This window comes from Caloramator australicus RC3, assembly GCF_000297115.1.
Lineage (GTDB): Bacteria > Bacillota > Clostridia > Clostridiales > Caloramatoraceae > Caloramator > Caloramator australicus.
This window is the reverse complement of record NZ_CAKP01000024.1, coordinates 1-17,907: the sequence shown is the minus strand read 5'-3', so window position 1 is coordinate 17,907 and position 17,907 is coordinate 1. Positions and strand designations below refer to the sequence as shown.

The following is a 17,907-nucleotide window of genomic DNA, read 5'->3' as shown; positions in this document are numbered from 1 at the left end:
ATTATACTATAAAAAGTCATAAAAGTTAAATTTTTTGAAACATAAGAAATATTTACAAACTTTTGAAAAAGGATTATAATTTTAATACACTCTAAAAATACTTCTAGGGGGGATATGATGAAAAAGCATTTTAAGGTATTGACATCATGGATTTTGACGCTTTTAATGATTTTTACAATCCTTGGACCTATTAAAGTCAATGCAAATTCAGACACAGTTGAAATCCAAATTCTTGCAACAAGCGACCTTCATGGAAGATTTGTATCCTACGATTATGCAACAAACTCAGTTAGCAAAACAGGTAGCCTTGCTCAGATCTTTTCTGCGGTTAAAAAATTCAGAGTACAAAATCCAAACACTATCTTAGTAGACAATGGTGACACAATTCAAGGCAACTCAAATCAGTTATTTAACAACTCTGAAAAGCATCCAATGATCGTAGCAATGAACGAAATGGGATACGATACTTGGACATTTGGAAATCATGAATTTAACTATGGTATTCCAACTCTTGAAAAGATAGCTTCCCAATTCAAAGGAAGGGCACTTTGTGGAAACGTATATAAACAGGATGGAACAACATTAGGGGCACCCTATGCTATAGTCGAAAGAGGCGGAGTTAAGGTTGGTATAATAGGAATGGTTACTCCGCATATTACAAAATGGGATGCAGAAAACCTAAAAGGATATACCGTAACAAATCCAATTGAAGAGACAAGAAAAGTAGTAGATAAGATTAAAGACCAAGTTGACGTTATCATCGCAGTTGAACATATGGGTCCAACCCCAGAGTATGGCAACGACGGTGCAGATGAGCTTGCAAAGGCAGTTCCAGAGCTTGCAGCTATTGTTGCAGGACATGCCCATATGAAGGTTGCTAAAAATGTTGTTAACGGCGTAGTAATTACAGAGCCTACAAGCAATGGCGCACAACTTGCAAGAATTACAATTAAGCTTACAAAGAATGCAAACGGAAAATACGTAATTGCAGATAGAAATACTGACGTAAATTCTGAGCTTATTGATGTTTATACAGGTTCATCTTCATCGCCAACTATTGTTTATGATGAGGATAAAGAGCTTTATGAAAAATTAAAACCATATCATGAAATAGCCCTTGCTGATGCAAATACAGTTATAGGTGAGCTTGTTGGTGGGGATCTAGCTCCAGCCGATGAAATAAAGGGAATTCCACAGGCACAGCTTCAGCCTACAGCAATGATTGAGCTTATAAATAAAGTTCAGATGCATTACGGAAAAGCAGACGTTGCAGCTGCAGCACTATTTAATTCCAGATCCAATATTAAGGCAGGACCTATCAAAAAGTCTGATACATCATTGATTTATCAATATGATAACAGCCTTTATGTTTTAAAGGTAACAGGAAAACAACTCAAAAAATACATGGAATGGTCAGCAAGCTATTATAACACATTTAAGCCAGGGGACCTTACAATTTCATTTAATCCAAATATAAGAATATACAACTATGACATGTTCTATGGAGTAAAATATGAAATAGATATTTCAGCAGAACCTGGAAACAGAATAAAGAATTTAAGGTATATGAATGATACTCCTGTTGAGGATGACGATATAATAAAGCTTGCTGTAAACAATTATAGAGCTAATACGCATCTTTTAAACAAGGACACGGGACTATTTAAGGGTGAAAATGTTGAAGTTGTATTTAATTCAGAAGTTGACATGAAGGATACTCCACAGGTTAGAGAAATGATTGCAAAATACATAAAGGAAGTAAAGGGTGGAATAATTTATCCAGAATGCAGCAACAATTGGAAACTTATAGGCTACAGCTGGGATAAAGATAAACATGATAAAGTTGTAGAGCTTGTAAATAGCGGTAAGATGAGCCTTCCAACTTCAGCAGATGGAAGAACACCAAATGTAAAATCAGTTACATGGGATATGGTTCCGGATATTACAAAAACGATTGAGATAGTATCCTTCAATGATTTCCATGGTGCATTAAAGACAGAAGGAAAGAACCCAGGTGCTGCAAAACTTGCAACTGCAATAAAGGATATTAAAAAGAATAACCCTAATACTATAGTTGTTGCAGCAGGAGATATATATCAAGGTTCAGCTATGTCTAACTTACTAAAAGGAAAACCGGTATCTGATATGTTAAAGAATTTAGGAATAGTTGCATCTGCTGTTGGTAACCATGAATTTGACTGGGGCTTGGATTTAATACCAAAGTGGGCAGAAGAAGGTGGCTTTGATTTCTTAGCTGCAAATATTATAGATAAGACCACAGGAAAACCTGTAACATGGGCAAAGCCATATAAATATGTAACGGTAAATGGCGTAAAGATAGCTTTTCTTGGCCTTGCAACACCAGAGACTGCCTATAAGACAAAACCTGAAAACGTGAAGGACCTTATTTTTGCAGATCCAGTAAAGACAGCTGAAGAATGGGGATATCTAATTAAGAATGGTTATGTTCCTGAAGGAAAGGCAGATATTTTAATTGCATTAACTCATCTTGGAACAGCACAGGATGCTACAACTAAGGTTATATCTGGTGAAGGTGCGGATCTTGCACAGGTTAAATATCTTGATGGTATAATTACAGCCCACACCCATATGACAGTTTCAGGATATGTAAATGGCAAGCCAATCGTTCAAGCATACTATAACGGAAGAACTTTAGGAAAATTAACATTAAAATACAATCACTATGGATACCTTATAGGAATTGAACCTTCAGTTGTATCAGTTAGCACAACTTTAGCTGATGATGCTGAGGTTAAGGCTATATATGATAAGTATGATAAAGACTTAAAACCAATACTTGATGAAGTTATAGGAAAAACTGAAGTTGATTTACCACATGATAGATTCCAGGGCTTATCCCTTCTTGGAGAATGGGTAAGCGATGTTATGAGAAAGAGAGCTGGCGTTCAAATTGGTATTACAAATGGTGGAGGATTAAGAACATCTATTCTAAAGGGAGATATAACCGTTGGAAAGATGTATGAAGTAATGCCCTTTGATAATACTCTTGTTAAGATGGAACTTTCAGGTGCTGATCTTAAGAAGGCAATAGAAAATGGTATAATGAACCAAACAATAGGTTGGGTTCAACTTGCAGGTGTTAAAGTTTACTATGATCCAAACGCTAAGCAGGGTGAAAGAATAACTTCAATGAGGCTTGATGATGGAACAAAGGTGGAAATGGATAAATATTATACCGTTGTTACTAATGACTTTATGTATCAGGGTGGTGACAGTTACGATTTTAAAGGTGCTAAAAATGTAGTAGATACAGGAATTCCAATAAGGGAAGCATTAATTGAAGAGTTAAGAAATGTTAAAGTTATTGCACCAGTGCAGGTTGGATATTTAGTAGCTGGTGAAGACCCAGTTAAAGATGAAGTTAAGGAAGTCAAAGAAGAAAAGCCAGTTGAAAATAAACCTGTTATTAAGCCACAGCCAAAGAAATATGTTACTGTTACAGCATCAAGCCTATATGTAAGAAGCTCCTACAAGAAGGAAGCAAGAGCAATTGGTTCATTAAAGAAGGGAACAAAGGTTGAAGTAGTAGGACAGGTTGGAAATTGGTTAAAGATTAACTACAAAGGGAAGACAGGATATATATATAAAGCTTATACTAAGTAAAGGGGTAGCATTGCTACCTCTTTATCATTTTTGAAAATTTTAATTAATATATATTTAATATATAGTTGATTTTTATGAAATAAAATTGTTGAAAAAAATCGAATTTAAAAATAATTTTTGAATTGAAAAAATTGAATTAAAGGTGTATAATAAAATTGTTCAAACGTTTTCACAGTGCTTTTGCACTGTGAAATTAAATATTAAAATTGTCCAAGCTTACTTAAAATTAAAATTAAAGGGGGATCTTTATGAAAAAACTTTTAAGCCTTATTTTGGCACTCACATTAGTAGTGTCAGTATTTGCAGGCTGTGCTAAGAAGGGCGCAGACCAAACACAAGACCAAGGCAATCAACAACAAGCAGAAGAAATTAAGCCAGAAGAAGGTGCAAGCCTTGTTGTTTGGGAAAGCGACGGACCAGAACTTGAATACTTAAAGTTTGTTGCTCAAGAATTTGAAAAGAAGTATGGTGTAAAGGTTAAAGCTGAACCAGTAAGCCACACAGATGCATCAGGAAAGATTGCTCAGGATGGACCAGCAGGTGTTGGTGCTGACGTATTTGCTGCTCCACATGACCATGTTGGTAAGATGGTTTCAGCAGGACTTATTCAACCTGTTGGAAATCAAGATGATATAAGAAATAGATTTGTTCAAGCAGCTATTGATGGTGTTAGCTTTGAAGGAACAGTTTATGGATATCCTACAGGAATAGAAACATATGCATTATTCTACAACAAAGACATAGTAAAGGAAGTTCCAAAGACATTTGAAGAAATAGTTGAATTTGCAAAGACTTATAACAATCCAAAGGAAAAGAAATATGCATTAATGTGGGATGTTGGAAACTTCTACTTCACATATCCATTCTTTACAGCTTTTGGAGGATATGTGTTTGGAGATAACGGAACTAACAAGGATGATATAGGATTAAACAATGATGGTGCAGTAGAAGGAATGAAGTATTTTGCAGGACTTAGAAAGATATTTGATGTAAAGCAAAAAGATGCTAACTATCAATTCATGGATGGACAATTTGCAGCAAAGAAAGCTGCTATGATAATCAATGGACCATGGGCAGTTGCGGGATATCAAAAGGCTAAAGTTAACTTTGGTGTTGCTCCACTTCCAACAATGAATGGAAAGCAGCCAATTACCTTCTCAGGAATTAGAGGACTTTATGTAAGCTCATTTACAAAGTATCCGAACGCTGCAAGATTGTTTGCTGAAATGGCAACATCAGATGAAATGCTTGCAAAGAGATTTGAAATAACAAAACAGATACCACCTGCAAAGGCTGTTATGGATAAACCAGAAATTAAGGATGACCCAATAGTATCGGGATTCATGGCTCAAGCTCAAAATGCTGTTCCAATGCCATCAATTCCACAAATGGGTCTTGTTTGGGAACCAATGGGAGCAGCTTTATCAACAATTTGGGATGGCAAGGAAGATCCAAAGACAGCTCTTGATAAAGCAGTTAAGACAATTAAGGATGCTATAGCAATTCAAAAATAATAATCTTGTATGGCATGGGATACAACCCATGCCATATGTATAATGAAGTAATTTTTCATTTTTTTGGACATAGTAGCAAATAGTGTTTAAATTTAGGAGGGGAAATGATGGAAAAGAAAAAAAAAGCGATGTGGCTATCCCTTCTATTTATGGGATTGGGTCAATTTTACAATAAACAATATATTAAGGGGACTATATTTGCCCTAATTGAAATTATAGCCCTTATTTTTGGAATTCCATACTTTAGAAAATCCTTATGGGGACTTATTACATTAGGTGAAATTAAATTCCATTACGTTAATGGTAAGGCAGTTTATGACCATTCACTATTCTTAATGTTACAGGGAATTATTGCTCTTCTTGTATTAGCAATACTAATAATAATATATGTATCAAATATAGTTGATGCCAAGAAAAATGCTGAAAGAATAGAAATTAAAAAGACTACTTTGCATGATGTCTTAGATAAAAATTTCCCATTTATTATATTAGCACCTGCTGCCTTATTTATTTTATTTGTTGTTGCCTTTCCAATTATATTTTCTATACTTGTTGCCTTTACTGATTTTTCAGGACCATATCGACTGCCACCAAGGGCACTTTTAAATTGGGTTGGATTCAGTAATTTTAGAGATCTATTTAAATTAGAAATATGGAGTGGAACTTTTTACGGCGTATTTGTATGGACTGTGATTTGGGCTATATTAGCAACAGTAACAAGCTACTTTAGTGGTTTATTTTTGGCCCTTTTGATAAATTCTGCTGAAGTTAAATTTAAAAGACTTTGGAGAAGTATATTTATACTACCTTATGCAGTTCCAGGTTTTATTTCTCTTTTAGTATTAAGACTTATGTTTTCAGGACCTGGTCCTATAAATGATTTTCTTGAAATTATAGGACTTCAAAGAGTTGATTGGTTGACAGATCCCAGCTTAGCAAAAATAGTATTGATTATAGTAAATATTTGGCTTGGTGCACCATATTTTATGGCATTAATGTCATCTATATTAACTAATATCTCAAAGGAATTATACGAATCCGCAGACATAGATGGAGCGACTGGATTCCAAAAATTTAGATATATTACTTTACCGATGGTTCTTTATGCAACATCACCACTTTTAATAACAAGTTTTTCATATAACTTTAACAATTTTAACATTATATATCTATTAACAGATGGTGGACCTGTTAATCCATCCTATAGATATGCGGGGCATACTGATATTTTAATTAGTTGGATATATAAATTGACATTAAACCAACAACAATACCATATGGCATCGGTTGTTTCAATTATAATATTTATTATAATTGCATCCATTTCTGCATACGGATTTACTCAAACTAGATCCTTTAAAGAGGAGGACTTGATACAATGATGAATTTAGATGCAGCTTTGAATATAAAACCTAAAAAGAAATTGACTTTTGGGAAAATACTTTTAAAGGTATTTGTATATTTATTATTGATTTTAATAAGCATAATAGTATTAATTCCAATACTTTGGATTGTTGGATCCTCCTTAAATCCTGGTGATAGCTTATATACATCAACAATGTTTCCTAAAAATCCTACTTTTATCCATTACAAGGAATTATTTACAAAGACAGATTTCCCAATTTGGTATAAGAATACATTAAAAATTGCAACTGCAAATATGATTCTTTCAGTTATATTAACGACAAGCTCTTCATATGTAATTTCAAGATTTAAGTTTAAAGGAAAGAAAGCAAGTTTAATTACAATATTAGTTTTACAAATGTTTCCGAGTTTCCTTGCAATGACTGCTTTATATGTTCTTCTTTGGCAAGTAAATCTCCTAAATACTCATTGGGGTTTAATTTTAGTTTATGCAGGAGGACAATTGCCATATAATACATGGCTTATAAAAGGATACTTTGATTCAATACCCAAGAGCCTAGATGAGGCTGCAAGGGTAGATGGGGCATCCAATTTTACAACATTTACAAAGATAATACTTCCACTTGCAAGACCAATTATTGTTTTTATTGCACTTACTAACTTTATAGGTCCATGGATGGACTTTATATTCCCAAATCTTGTTTTAAGAACAGCTGATAAGAAAACATTAGCAATGGGATTGTATGCCATGGTTACTGGACAATCAAATACTAAATTTACGACCTTTGCAGCAGGAGCGATACTTGTTGCAATTCCAATTACATTGTTGTTTGTATATCTACAAAAGCACATAATAACAGGACTTTCATCAGGAGCAGTTAAAGGATAATAAAGGGCTATCTACTAATGGTAGCCCTTTTTCTATTGCTAAAAATACCTTGTTTATGTAATATTAAATTAAACAATGATTATGGAGTTGGTGTTATGGGTGAAGCATTTAAGAGAATTGAAACAAAGATGACATATAAAGAATACTTAAATTTACCTGAGGGTGAAAGAGTTGAACTTATAGATGGTTATGTTTATAATATGGTGGCGCCATCAAGAATTCACCAAGAAGTTTCCATGAATCTTTCAAGGATATTTTCAAATTTTCTTTTGGGCAAAGAATGCAAGGTTTATGCAGCACCCTTTGATGTAAGGTTAATAAAAGAAGGACAGAGGGAGGATGAGGCTGATACTGTTGTTCAGCCGGATTTATCTATAATTTGTGATAAATCTAAACTTGATGAAAGGGGTTGTAAGGGTGCCCCGGATATGATTATAGAAATAGTATCTCCTTCAACTGCATCAATAGACTATATTAAAAAGCTAAACTTATATGAAAAATTTAAAGTAAAGGAATATTGGATAGTAAATCCCATCGAAAAAATAGTTATAGTTTTTTTGCTTAATAATAACGGAGAATATGGAAAACCTAAAATTTATGGAGAGGAAGATATAGCTAAAGTGGAAATATTTGAAGACTTTAGTATAAATGTAGGTGAAATTTTTAAATTTTAAAGGATGGGGAAGGATGAAAAAAAGAATTTTTGAACTTGATCTTTTAAGATTTATAGCCATAATAATAATGTTAATATATCATTTAGCATATGATATAAAGTATTATTGGCCTAAAGATATTAATTTAGAAGGTTTATTTTGGATAATTATAGCAAATATAGGACAATTTCTATTCATTTTTGTTGCTGGAATATCCAGCGGATTTAGCAAAAACTCATTTAAAAGGGGATTAAGAGTATTTGGGATAGGGATTTTAGTTACCATAGCAACTTATATCTTTATAGAATACGAATATGTAAGATTTGGCATACTCCACTTTTTAGGTGTAAGCATGATGCTATATCCTTTGCTGTCTAAACTCAATAATAGAATTTTAATTCCTTTTGCAATTATTTCTTATTATTTAGGATATGTATTTAAAAATATTACTGTTGATACTTTTTTACTATTACCCTTTGGGCTCTACTATAATGGCTTTGCATCAATTGATTATTTCCCTATATTCCCATATATTTCTTACTTTATTTTAGGTATAGTAGCCTACAAAAGCATTTACTCTAAAGGGAGAAGGCTTTTTAATGTTAATAGAGAATTTAAGGCTTTAGAATTTATAAGTAGAAATTCGCTTTTTATATATATCATTCATCAGCCAGTATTCTTAGGGATAATCTATTTACTAAGAAATCTACAAAAATAGGGAGGAATACTTATGATATATTTTGATAATAGTGCAACAACAAGGCCATATAAAGAAGTTGTTGATGAAGTTTTAGACTGCCTTATAAATAACTTTGGAAATCCATCCTCTGCCCACAAACTTGGAATTGAAGCGGAGAAAAAAATAAGCCTTGCAAGGGAGAGGGTAGCAAAGCTTATTAACGCTGACCCTAATGAAATATATTTTACTTCAGGTGGAACAGAGGCAAACAATACTGTTTTAAAGGGCCTTTTAAAAAGGGGAGACCATGTTATAACTTCCTCCATCGAACATAAAAGCGTTAAAGAGGCTGTAAAACAGCTCGAGGATGAGGGCATTGAGGCTACATATCTTTCTGTTGATAAGGATGGTATAATCGACCTTAATGAACTTGAAAGATCAATTAAAGATAATACAAGGCTTGTTACGATAATGTATGTAAATAATGAAATAGGTTCCATACAGCCGGTTGAGGAGATAATAAAGATAGTAAGATCAAAGAGTAAAAAGGCAAGGATTCATTTTGATGCAGTTCAGGCATTAGGAAAGATAAAGATAGATGTAAAAAAATTGGATGTCGACTTTTTATCTTTAAGTAGCCATAAAATACATGGACCAAAGGGTGTTGGAGCTTTATTCATAAGAAAAGATTTAAAATTAAAATCCCTATTAACCGGTGGAGGTCAGGAAAAGGATTTAAGGTCAGGAACTGAAAACGTTCCAGGTATCGCAGGGTTTGGTGTTGCTGCTGAAATTGCATATAATAATATTGAAGAAAACATGAAAAAGGTTAAGGAAATAAAAAGATATTTTATAGAAAGGCTAAAGGAGATTGAGGATATTAGAATAAACAGCCCACAGGATGAAAAGCATATAGATAATATACTTAGCGTATCCTTCTTAGGGGTTAGAGGGGAAGTTCTCTTACATGGCCTTGAGGATTATGAAATTTATGTTTCTACTGGTTCAGCATGTTCAGCTAAAAGGGTTGGACAAAGAAACTATGTTCTTCCTTCAATAGGACTTAATGAAAAAGAAGTTGAAGGAACAATAAGGTTTAGCTTTTCCCACATGAATGAATTGGAAGAGGTTGATAAAACGATCGACGCATTAAAGAACTTGTTAAAATTTTTGAGGAGGTTCAAAAGATGAAAAAGATTTTAGTAAAGTATTCTAGTGAAATAACCTTAAAGGGATTAAATAGGAAAACCTTTGAGGACCTTTTAATAAGAAATATAAGGCAAAGAATAGGAAAGGAAGCAAATATAATAAAAGAGTCTGGGAGAATTATAATAGAAAACTACACCGATGAAACAATAGAAAAGCTAAGAAAAGTATTTGGAGTTTTAGGTGTGGCAGAGGCAACGGTTGTTGAAAAGGATGTTGAAAAAATATGCGAAGCTGCAGTTGATCATATGAAAAAAATTAATTTTAAAACCTTTAAGGTGGAATGCAAAAGGCAGGATAAAAGTTTCCCATTAAACTCCCTTGAACTTTCTAAAAAAGTTGGAGGAGCAATATTAAAAAATATAAAGGATATTTCCGTTGATGTTCATGATCCGGAAGTTACTTTAATGATAGAAATAAGAAAGGATGCATATATTTATTCAAACTACTTAGAAGGTCAGGGGGGTATGCCCTATAAAAGTGCAGGCAAAGGTGTATTGCTTTTATCCGGAGGAATCGACAGCCCGGTTGCAGGATACATGCTTGCCAAAAGAGGTCTTGAACTTGTAGGGGTTTATTACCATAGCCACCCATATACAAGCGAGAGGGCAAAGGAAAAGGTAATAAGCCTTGCAAAGAAACTATCAGAATACACAGGTTCCTTTAAATTATATGTAGTTCCCTTTACAAAGATCCAAATGGAGATAATAGAAAAATGTCGTGAGGATGAACTTACAATAATAATGAGAAGATTCATGATGAGTATTGCCGAGGAAATAGCAAAAAAAGAAGGAGCTCTTTGCCTTGCAACTGGCGAGAGCTTAGGACAGGTAGCAAGCCAAACTTTAGAGAGCATGTTTGTTACAAACAGTGTAGTTTCGATGCCGGTATTTAGACCGCTTGTTGGAATGGATAAGGTGGATATTATGGATATCGCAAGGGAAATAGGAACATATGATATCTCAATACTTCCTTATGAGGACTGCTGCACTATTTTTGTTCCAAAACATCCAAAGACAAAACCAAGATTACAAGATATTGAGAAATCAGAAGAAGCATTAGATATTAAGGCTTTAATTGATGATGCTGTAAATAATGTTGAGATTATTAATATTTAGGAGGATATTTATGGGGGAATATGAGGCCATATTTAAGAGAAAATCAGTAAGAAAATATCAAGATGAACCAATTACAGTTGCAGAGCTTGAAGAAGTTTATGAGCTTACATCTAGACACCCAAAATTATATAACATAGATATGGAACTGCATCTTGTTGAAGATGGAAGCCAATTTTTAGATTTACTAAAAGGAGTTATAGGAAGCTATGGCAAAATAATTGCACCCCATTATTTAATTGCAACTTCAGAGATAAAGGAGGGCTATCTTGAAAACGTGGGTTATGCCCTGGAATATATCGTGCTTAAAATGACTGAGATGGGACTTGGAACATGTTATATTGGGGGATTATACGATAAGAAAAATGTAAAAAAGATAATTAAAATGAAGGATAGCCATCAGCCAGTTATTGTAGTGGCTTTTGGCTATCCTAAGGATGCAACTGACTATATAAAGCTTATTATAGGATCTAAAAGAAGAATGGAATTAGAAAAGTTTTGTTTTGGGGATTTTGATAATACCTGGAGGTTTATAATGGATGCTGTAAGGCTTTCACCTTCAGCCATGAATAGCCAGCCCTGGAGATTTTATAAGAATCAAAATGTTATCGATATGTATATTAAAAGTTCCAAAAATATTTTTCACATGATTGAAATGAATAGAATTGATGCAGGGATAGCCCTTCAACACTTAAATATTGCTGCCAGATATTTCGACATTAATTTAAACTTTAAGAGGCTTGCAAACAAAGAAAAAGAAGGAGGTATCTATATAACTAGTATAATCGAAAAGGAATAAAAAAAATCCCGGGGGGATCCCGGGTTGATTGGGTAAATGGGTTGGGGTTTTTTTGTTGCCGCAATTATATTATAGCATCATTTTTGATTTTGTGTGTTAAGATTTTGTAAAAATCAGCATTTTTTTGACGAAAAATGTAGAAAAATCTTTCGACATAAATTAGTATTATATAGAAAATATATAGTTTTCATTAAAGGAGAGGGTCGAATGAAGGAATTTTTGACTTTAGGAATTGAAACAAGCTGCGATGAAACTTCGGTAGCTGTGGTAAAAGATGGTAGGGAGGTTTTATCTAATATAATTTACTCGCAAATAGATATCCATAAAAAGTTCGGAGGGGTAGTGCCTGAAGTAGCCTCAAGAAAGCATGTTGAAATAATTAGTCTTATTATGAAGGAAGCCATTGATAAGGCAAACGTTTTATTAGATGATATAAACTTAATTGCTGCAACCTATGGCCCAGGCCTTGTTGGTGCCCTTTTAGTTGGATTATCCTTTGCTAAAGGTCTTTCTTTTTCGACAAAAAAGCCGTTTATTGGAGTTAATCATATTGAAGGACATATTTGTGCAAATTATATAGAACATAAGGATTTAGAACCACCTTTTTTATGCCTTGTGGTATCGGGAGGGCACACCCATCTTGTATATGTTAAGGGCTACGATTCCTATGAGATATTAGGAAAAACAAGGGATGATGCTGCTGGAGAGGCCTTTGACAAAATAGCAAGAGCTTTAGATTTAGGCTATCCTGGTGGACCTTTAATAGATAGATTAGCCAAAGAAGGTAATGAAAGCGCAATTGATTTTCCAAGGGCCTATTTAGAAGAGGATTCCTTTGATTTTTCCTTTAGTGGATTAAAATCAGCTGTTTTAAACTATTTAAATAAAATGAAAATGCAGGGGATAGAAGTTAAAAAGGAGGATGTGGCAGCAAGTTTTCAAAAGTCTGTGGTGGAGGTACTATCAAACAAAACGATATGGGCAGCAAAGGAAATCAACGTAAATAAAATCGCCCTTGCAGGCGGAGTTGCTGCAAATTCAAGATTAAGAAAAGAACTTGAAATTTTAAGCAAGAAAAATGGATTAAAGTTTTATTATCCGTCAAATATACTATGCACAGACAATGCAGCTATGATAGCATCAAGTGGATATTTTTCATACAAAAGCGGCAGACAATCGCAGCTCTCATTAAATGCCTTTCCTAATCTTAAGATTGGGGAAAGATTGTAGAAAACCTGTTAAGATCATATCGAATTTTGTGGACAAGATGTTAGGTTTGTTGAAAATTTACTGTGGAAAATGTGGAAAATATCCCTATAACCTTTGAAATTTAAGACAAAATTATGTGGATAAGTTTGTGGATTGTGTGGATAATTTACATAATATTTTTATTTTTTATCGTTTTGTACAAAATGTCTATTGATAAGGTAAGGGGATTATTAGTAAAATATTTGTAGAAGATTGTAGAATCAGGAGGAATTTATGGAGCTGGATAAATACTTCAAGGATGGGGTTAGATATCATTTAATTTCTTCAGATGATGATAATGTTGTCGATATTATAGCTCTTTATTTTGATTGGGCCCTTAGAAACAATAAAAAGTGTATTTTTTATAGACACAATCAAAATATAAATGAGCTAGAGTTTTTTTTGGAGCAGTGCGGATATAATTTTAATTTCCTTGTTGAAGGTGGAAGGCTTGTTATTGATTCTGCTTATGATTATTTTGTTGACAAAAAGGTTTACATTAATACCCATCTTTTAGTTGAAACAATAAAATCAGCTTTAGCTGAAGGTTTTTCAGGGGTGGCTATTGTAGCTGATCGGGAATGTTTTTTTGAAAGCGAGTATGCTGAGGATAAATTATATTACTATGAAAAGAAACTAGATGATATATTTAAATCCTATCCAGTATCAGCACTTTCAATATATAATATCGATAAATTTGGTGTTGACGGCTTTTTTGCGATAACCCACCTAAATCCAAATTTCATATACAAGGTAATTAATGAAATATTTGTTCATAATAAGGATATTGTAAGTTTTTCCTATGAGGAAACCCTAGGCATAGTTTATACCTTCTTAAAACGAAGGGAAAAATCAGTAAGGGAGAATAAGATATTTGGATTTATAAGCAATTTATCCACAGAAATTTCTTATAAAAGGGATGAAAGGGAAATAATCGAAACCACCCTAAAGTATATATGCAATACTAATTATGCCTCCTTCGGTCTTGTTGATTTGTCCCCAAGTTTAGAACAGGTTAGCGATATCATAGCTTATAATGTTCCTGAAAAGATGATTGAACTTTATTATACGCAGCAAATAAAAAGTAGAATAGAAAAATACTTTAATAAAGTAAAATATATACTAATTAATACCGAGGATGTAGAAGAAAGGTTTAAGGAAATATTGAATAAATATAATATATTTACCTGTGCAATATTGCCGATAAAATATAATGATATTAATTTTGGATATTTATGGTTAGCATCGAGGGATGTAAATAACACCTTAAATGAAAATGCGGAGTTTTTATATAAAGTTTGTGAAACAGTTGCTAAAATGATACTTCAGTTTAAAAACTACAAAAAAATTCAAGATGGTATGCTTCTTGCCAGTAAACTTCAAGCTTTAGGGGAGCTTACGGGGGGAGTTGCCCACGAATTTAACAACATTTTAACCCCTATCCTTGGATATGTCCAGGTTCTTAAAGATAAAATTGACGATAATGAGCTTATTAAGTATTTAGACATGATAGAGGAAAGCGCGAAGGATGGAGCTAAAATAGTAAAAAGAATACAGGAATTTTCAAGCAGAAGAAATAAGGTTGTTGAATATGTTGATATAGATAAGGCTATCATCCATTCAGTAGAGATCACTAAACCTAAGTGGGCCTATGAAGCTCAAGTTGAAGATAAAAAAATAGATGTTTTATTGGATTTAAAATCAGGTGCTTTCGTTGAAGGAATTGTGACGGAGGTAAGGGAAGTTTTTGTAAATTTAATCTCAAATGCGGTTGATGCAATGCCTAACGGAGGAAAGATAGAAATAAATTCCTATAATGAGGATAAATACGTTGTTATTAAAGTAAAAGATAATGGAATAGGAATGAGCAAAGAAGTTTTATCAAGGATATTTGAGCCCTTTTTTACAACTAAAAACGAAAGGGGCAATGGTTTAGGACTTCATATTGTTTATAACATTATAACTTCTATGGATGGAACGATAGAGGTTGAAAGTAGAGAAAATTACGGTTCAGAGTTTACGATAAAACTACCTATAAGGGAGATTAAGGTAAAGGAAAAAGAAAATACATTAAGTTGCAGCGAAAGCAATAGCTTAAAGATATTAATCATTGATGATCAGGTCCATGTTGCCAATGCTGTCAATGAGATGCTAAGCTTATTAGGTCATGATTGTTCAGTTGTAACTGATAATGGAGAAATAGAACATGTTCTAAAATCAAAAAGCTTTGACGCTGTTATTTGTGACCTTGCTATGCCGGGAATAACAGGAGTTGAGATAGCCAAAAGAATAAAGGAACAATATCCTAAAACCTTTTTTATTCTAATGACAGGTTGGCTTGGCAAATTAAAGGAAGAGGATTTAATTTATGTGGATGAAATAATGCAAAAGCCCTTCTCAATTGAGGAGCTAAGAAAGGCCATAGAAAAAATTCAGGCTGTCCGATAGGACAGCCTATATTTGATTAATAAGCTCTTCCCATTTGTTATAAAGTTCGTTTAATGTATTTTTGCTCCTGCTTAATTCTTTTGTAACTTCAATTACTTTTTCTGAATTAGAATAAATTTCTTCTTTGCATAGCATTTCTTCAAGACTACTTATATGATTTTCTATTTCTTCTATTTTTGATTCAATTGTTTTTAATTCTTCCTCAAAAGCCTTTTTCTGTCTTTTAATTTCGTTGAGTTTTTTTCTTTCTTCTCTTATTTGTGTTTTGGTTTTTCCTTGAGTAAAGATTATATCTTCATCTTTTGAGTTTTTCTTTTGAAGATAGTAATCAAAATTTCCTAAGTATTCACAAATAGATTGTCCATCAAACTCGAGGATTTTTTCGAATATTTTATTTAAAAAATATCTGTCATGGGATATTGCAAATATAGTTCCGTCGTATTCTAAAAGTGCCCTTTCGAGGGCTTCCCTTGAAAATATATCAAGGTGATTTGTAGGCTCATCAAGAAGAAGGAAATTGGGCCTTTTTAACATAATCTTTAAAAGAGATAACCTTGCCCTTTCACCACCGGATAGGGATGAAACAGGTTTGAATACATCATCTCCTGTAAATAAAAATGCTGCAAGATAATTTCTAATCTGTGTTGTTGTAAGGTCAGGGTATTCATCCCAAACCTCTTCAATGACGGTTTTTTCTAATGATAGATTATTCTGCTCCTGATCATAATATCCGATATGAAGATTTTTACCAAGTTTTACAAAGCCCATATCATAATCTTCTAATCCACATATTATTTTAAAAAGGGTAGTTTTCCCTTTACCGTTAGGACCAATTAGGGCAACCCTTTCTTTGCGTTTAATGCTGAAGTAAATATTCTCAAACAAAACTTTATCATAGGACTTTTTTAAATTTTCAACGGTCAAGACGTCAAAGCCGCTTTGGACTTTTACTTCAAATTTTAACCCTATACTTTTTTCCTTCAAATTAGGTTTTTCAATTCTTTCTATTTTGTTTAACATTTTTTCTTTACTTTCAGCCTGTTTTATGCTCTTTTCTCTGTTAAAGGATCGGAACCTTTCTATCATTTCTTCAAGGCGCCTAATTTCCTTTTGCTGAAGTTCATAGTCCTTAAGTTTTTCTTCAAGCCGTTTTTGTCTTTCGTTAATGAAGAATGTATAATTGCCGTTGTATTCTTCTATGATTCCATCTATTAATTCAAAGGTTTTGCTTGTAACCACATCTAAAAAGTATCTATCGTGGGATATTATTATGCAGCTTCCCTTAAATTCCTTTAAAAAATTTTCTAAAAAAGAAATGACATCTAAATCAAGATGATTTGTGGGTTCATCAAGAAGCATAATGTCAGGTTTTTTAAGTAAAAGCTTTGCTAAAGAGAGTCTGGTTTTTTGTCCTCCAGAAAGATAAACAACTTTTTTATTAAAATCCTCCTGTTTTATTCCAAGTCCAGTTAAAACTTTTTTTACTTCACTGTCTATAGCATATCCGTTTAAACCCTCGAAGCTTTCCATTAAAGTGCCATATTCCTCAAGAAGCATATTGTGTTTTAGAGAATCAGTTTCTTTAGAAATAAGAACTTCAAGTTCTCTTAGCCTTTTTTCAATTGACTTAATATTATTAAAAACACTAATTGCTTCTTCAAACACTGTATTTTCTTCATCAAAATCTATGATTTGGGATAAAAGTCCTATGGTTTTGCCGCTGCTTATAAAAATAGAGCCGCTATCTGGTTCAAGCTGTTTTGATAATATTTTAAACAAAGTTGTTTTACCTGCTCCATTTTTTCCTACAAGTCCTACTTTTTCATTATCTTCTATTTTAAAGTTTACGTCCTTTAGAATAACATCCACACCATAGGATTTTGATATATTTTGTGCCTCTAAAATAACCATAGTTTCACCTCAACCTTCATAAGGTATTTTACAATATATAAGGCATCTTTTCAAATCAAATAATTTGCTGATAGTGTCAAGATATTGTAGGTTAATTTTTATAGACAACCCCTTAAATTAGCTAGTTTCAAGGCGTTTGTTAAATTTAAAAAACTTAAATTATATTTTCATATTTTATTGATTTTAATATCCTGTAAATTGGCGTTACTTTCCCTATGTTCAATATCGTTATATTATTCATAACTTCACGTGAAGATTTATTTATCTTTCTTATCGCTTCTTTTATTTTCTTCTTACTTACCTTGAAGGCTTTTTCATCTTCCTTAAACACACTTATTTCCCTTAAATTTCCTCCATTCTTGCTAAATACCCTTAGCTTTGCCATTATCTTTAATCCTTCCTTGCTCCATCCTAATGGCCTGCTGCTTAATCTCG

At 33.0% G+C, this 17,907-nt stretch carries 13 protein-coding genes; 11 read left to right on the top strand and 2 right to left on the bottom strand.

All coding sequences use genetic code 11. The features are described from left to right. The first annotated feature begins 117 nt into the window (after positions 1-117). The 11 genes from CAAU_RS02905 to CAAU_RS02855 all read left to right on the top strand — a co-directional run bounded on the left by CAAU_RS02905 (position 118) and on the right by CAAU_RS02855 (position 15,561). Positions 118-3,645, top strand: coding sequence for a 5'-nucleotidase C-terminal domain-containing protein (locus CAAU_RS02905; protein WP_008907942.1), 3,528 nt, complete (start codon positions 118-120; stop codon positions 3,643-3,645). Positions 3,646-3,893: 248 nt separating this feature from the next. Further along, on the top strand, positions 3,894-5,159 hold the full coding sequence (locus tag CAAU_RS02900; protein ID WP_008907941.1) for a sugar ABC transporter substrate-binding protein: 1,266 nt from the start codon (positions 3,894-3,896) through the stop codon (positions 5,157-5,159). Positions 5,160-5,266: 107 nt separating this feature from the next. Then, on the top strand, positions 5,267-6,541 hold the full coding sequence (locus CAAU_RS02895; RefSeq protein WP_040305769.1) for a carbohydrate ABC transporter permease: 1,275 nt from the start codon (positions 5,267-5,269) through the stop codon (positions 6,539-6,541). Next, positions 6,538-7,413 carry a sugar ABC transporter permease gene (locus CAAU_RS02890; protein ID WP_008907939.1) on the top strand — a complete coding sequence of 292 codons (876 nt, stop codon included), beginning with the start codon at positions 6,538-6,540 and terminating at the stop codon, positions 7,411-7,413. The genes CAAU_RS02895 and CAAU_RS02890 overlap by 4 nt, the downstream gene beginning before the upstream one ends. Before the next feature lie 95 nt (positions 7,414-7,508). After that, entirely contained in the window at positions 7,509-8,087 is a 579-nt protein-coding gene (locus CAAU_RS02885; protein WP_008907938.1) for a Uma2 family endonuclease, read from the top strand. Between the two features lie 13 nt (positions 8,088-8,100). After that, positions 8,101-8,784 (top strand): heparan-alpha-glucosaminide N-acetyltransferase, encoded by a 684-nt coding sequence (locus CAAU_RS02880; protein ID WP_008907937.1) that lies wholly within the window; start codon positions 8,101-8,103, stop codon positions 8,782-8,784. 12 nt (positions 8,785-8,796) lie between these two features. Further along, on the top strand, positions 8,797-9,936 hold the full coding sequence (locus CAAU_RS02875; protein WP_008907936.1) for a cysteine desulfurase family protein: 1,140 nt from the start codon (positions 8,797-8,799) through the stop codon (positions 9,934-9,936). Next, positions 9,933-11,069 carry a tRNA uracil 4-sulfurtransferase ThiI gene (gene thiI, locus CAAU_RS02870; protein WP_008907935.1) on the top strand — a complete coding sequence of 379 codons (1,137 nt, stop codon included), beginning with the start codon at positions 9,933-9,935 and terminating at the stop codon, positions 11,067-11,069. The genes CAAU_RS02875 and thiI overlap by 4 nt, the downstream gene beginning before the upstream one ends. Before the next feature lie 10 nt (positions 11,070-11,079). Continuing rightward, positions 11,080-11,865 carry a nitroreductase family protein gene (locus tag CAAU_RS02865; protein WP_008907934.1) on the top strand — a complete coding sequence of 262 codons (786 nt, stop codon included), beginning with the start codon at positions 11,080-11,082 and terminating at the stop codon, positions 11,863-11,865. A 207-nt stretch (positions 11,866-12,072) separates the two neighbouring features. Then, positions 12,073-13,095 carry a tRNA (adenosine(37)-N6)-threonylcarbamoyltransferase complex transferase subunit TsaD gene (gene tsaD, locus CAAU_RS02860; RefSeq protein WP_008907933.1) on the top strand — a complete coding sequence of 341 codons (1,023 nt, stop codon included), beginning with the start codon at positions 12,073-12,075 and terminating at the stop codon, positions 13,093-13,095. A 252-nt stretch (positions 13,096-13,347) separates the two neighbouring features. Continuing rightward, the gene (locus CAAU_RS02855; RefSeq protein ID WP_008907932.1) at positions 13,348-15,561 is read left to right on the top strand and encodes an ATP-binding protein; all 2,214 of its coding nucleotides are present in this window, start codon (positions 13,348-13,350) and stop codon (positions 15,559-15,561) included. A 6-nt stretch (positions 15,562-15,567) separates the two neighbouring features. On the opposite strand, the gene CAAU_RS02850 is transcribed toward CAAU_RS02855, so the two are convergent. Together CAAU_RS02850 and CAAU_RS02845 are read right to left on the bottom strand one after the other, a co-directional pair. After that, positions 15,568-17,472: an ABC-F family ATP-binding cassette domain-containing protein gene (locus CAAU_RS02850; RefSeq protein ID WP_008907931.1), complete on the bottom strand. Its 1,905-nt coding sequence runs from the start codon at positions 17,470-17,472 to the stop codon at positions 15,568-15,570. A gap of 154 nt (positions 17,473-17,626) precedes the next feature. Then, a partial coding sequence (locus CAAU_RS02845; RefSeq protein ID WP_192811170.1) for a UPF0236 family transposase-like protein occupies positions 17,627-17,907 on the bottom strand: 281 nt, incomplete at its 5' end.

Bases quoted from the DNA above. Each gene is read 5' to 3' on its own strand.
- CAAU_RS02885 (WP_008907938.1), top strand. From the start codon at position 7,509: ATGGGTGAAGCATTTAAGAGAATTGAAACAAAGATGACATATAAAGAA.
- CAAU_RS02880 (WP_008907937.1), top strand. From the start codon at position 8,101: ATGAAAAAAAGAATTTTTGAACTTGATCTTTTAAGATTTATAGCCATA.
- CAAU_RS02865 (WP_008907934.1), top strand. From the start codon at position 11,080: ATGGGGGAATATGAGGCCATATTTAAGAGAAAATCAGTAAGAAAATAT.
- CAAU_RS02855 (WP_008907932.1), top strand. From the start codon at position 13,348: ATGGAGCTGGATAAATACTTCAAGGATGGGGTTAGATATCATTTAATT.
- CAAU_RS02905 (WP_008907942.1), top strand. From the start codon at position 118: ATGAAAAAGCATTTTAAGGTATTGACATCATGGATTTTGACGCTTTTA.
- CAAU_RS02895 (WP_040305769.1), top strand. From the start codon at position 5,267: ATGGAAAAGAAAAAAAAAGCGATGTGGCTATCCCTTCTATTTATGGGA.
- thiI (WP_008907935.1), top strand. From the start codon at position 9,933: ATGAAAAAGATTTTAGTAAAGTATTCTAGTGAAATAACCTTAAAGGGA.
- CAAU_RS02850 (WP_008907931.1), bottom strand. From the start codon at position 17,472: ATGGTTATTTTAGAGGCACAAAATATATCAAAATCCTATGGTGTGGAT.
- CAAU_RS02875 (WP_008907936.1), top strand. From the start codon at position 8,797: ATGATATATTTTGATAATAGTGCAACAACAAGGCCATATAAAGAAGTT.
- tsaD (WP_008907933.1), top strand. From the start codon at position 12,073: ATGAAGGAATTTTTGACTTTAGGAATTGAAACAAGCTGCGATGAAACT.
- CAAU_RS02890 (WP_008907939.1), top strand. From the start codon at position 6,538: ATGATGAATTTAGATGCAGCTTTGAATATAAAACCTAAAAAGAAATTG.
- CAAU_RS02900 (WP_008907941.1), top strand. From the start codon at position 3,894: ATGAAAAAACTTTTAAGCCTTATTTTGGCACTCACATTAGTAGTGTCA.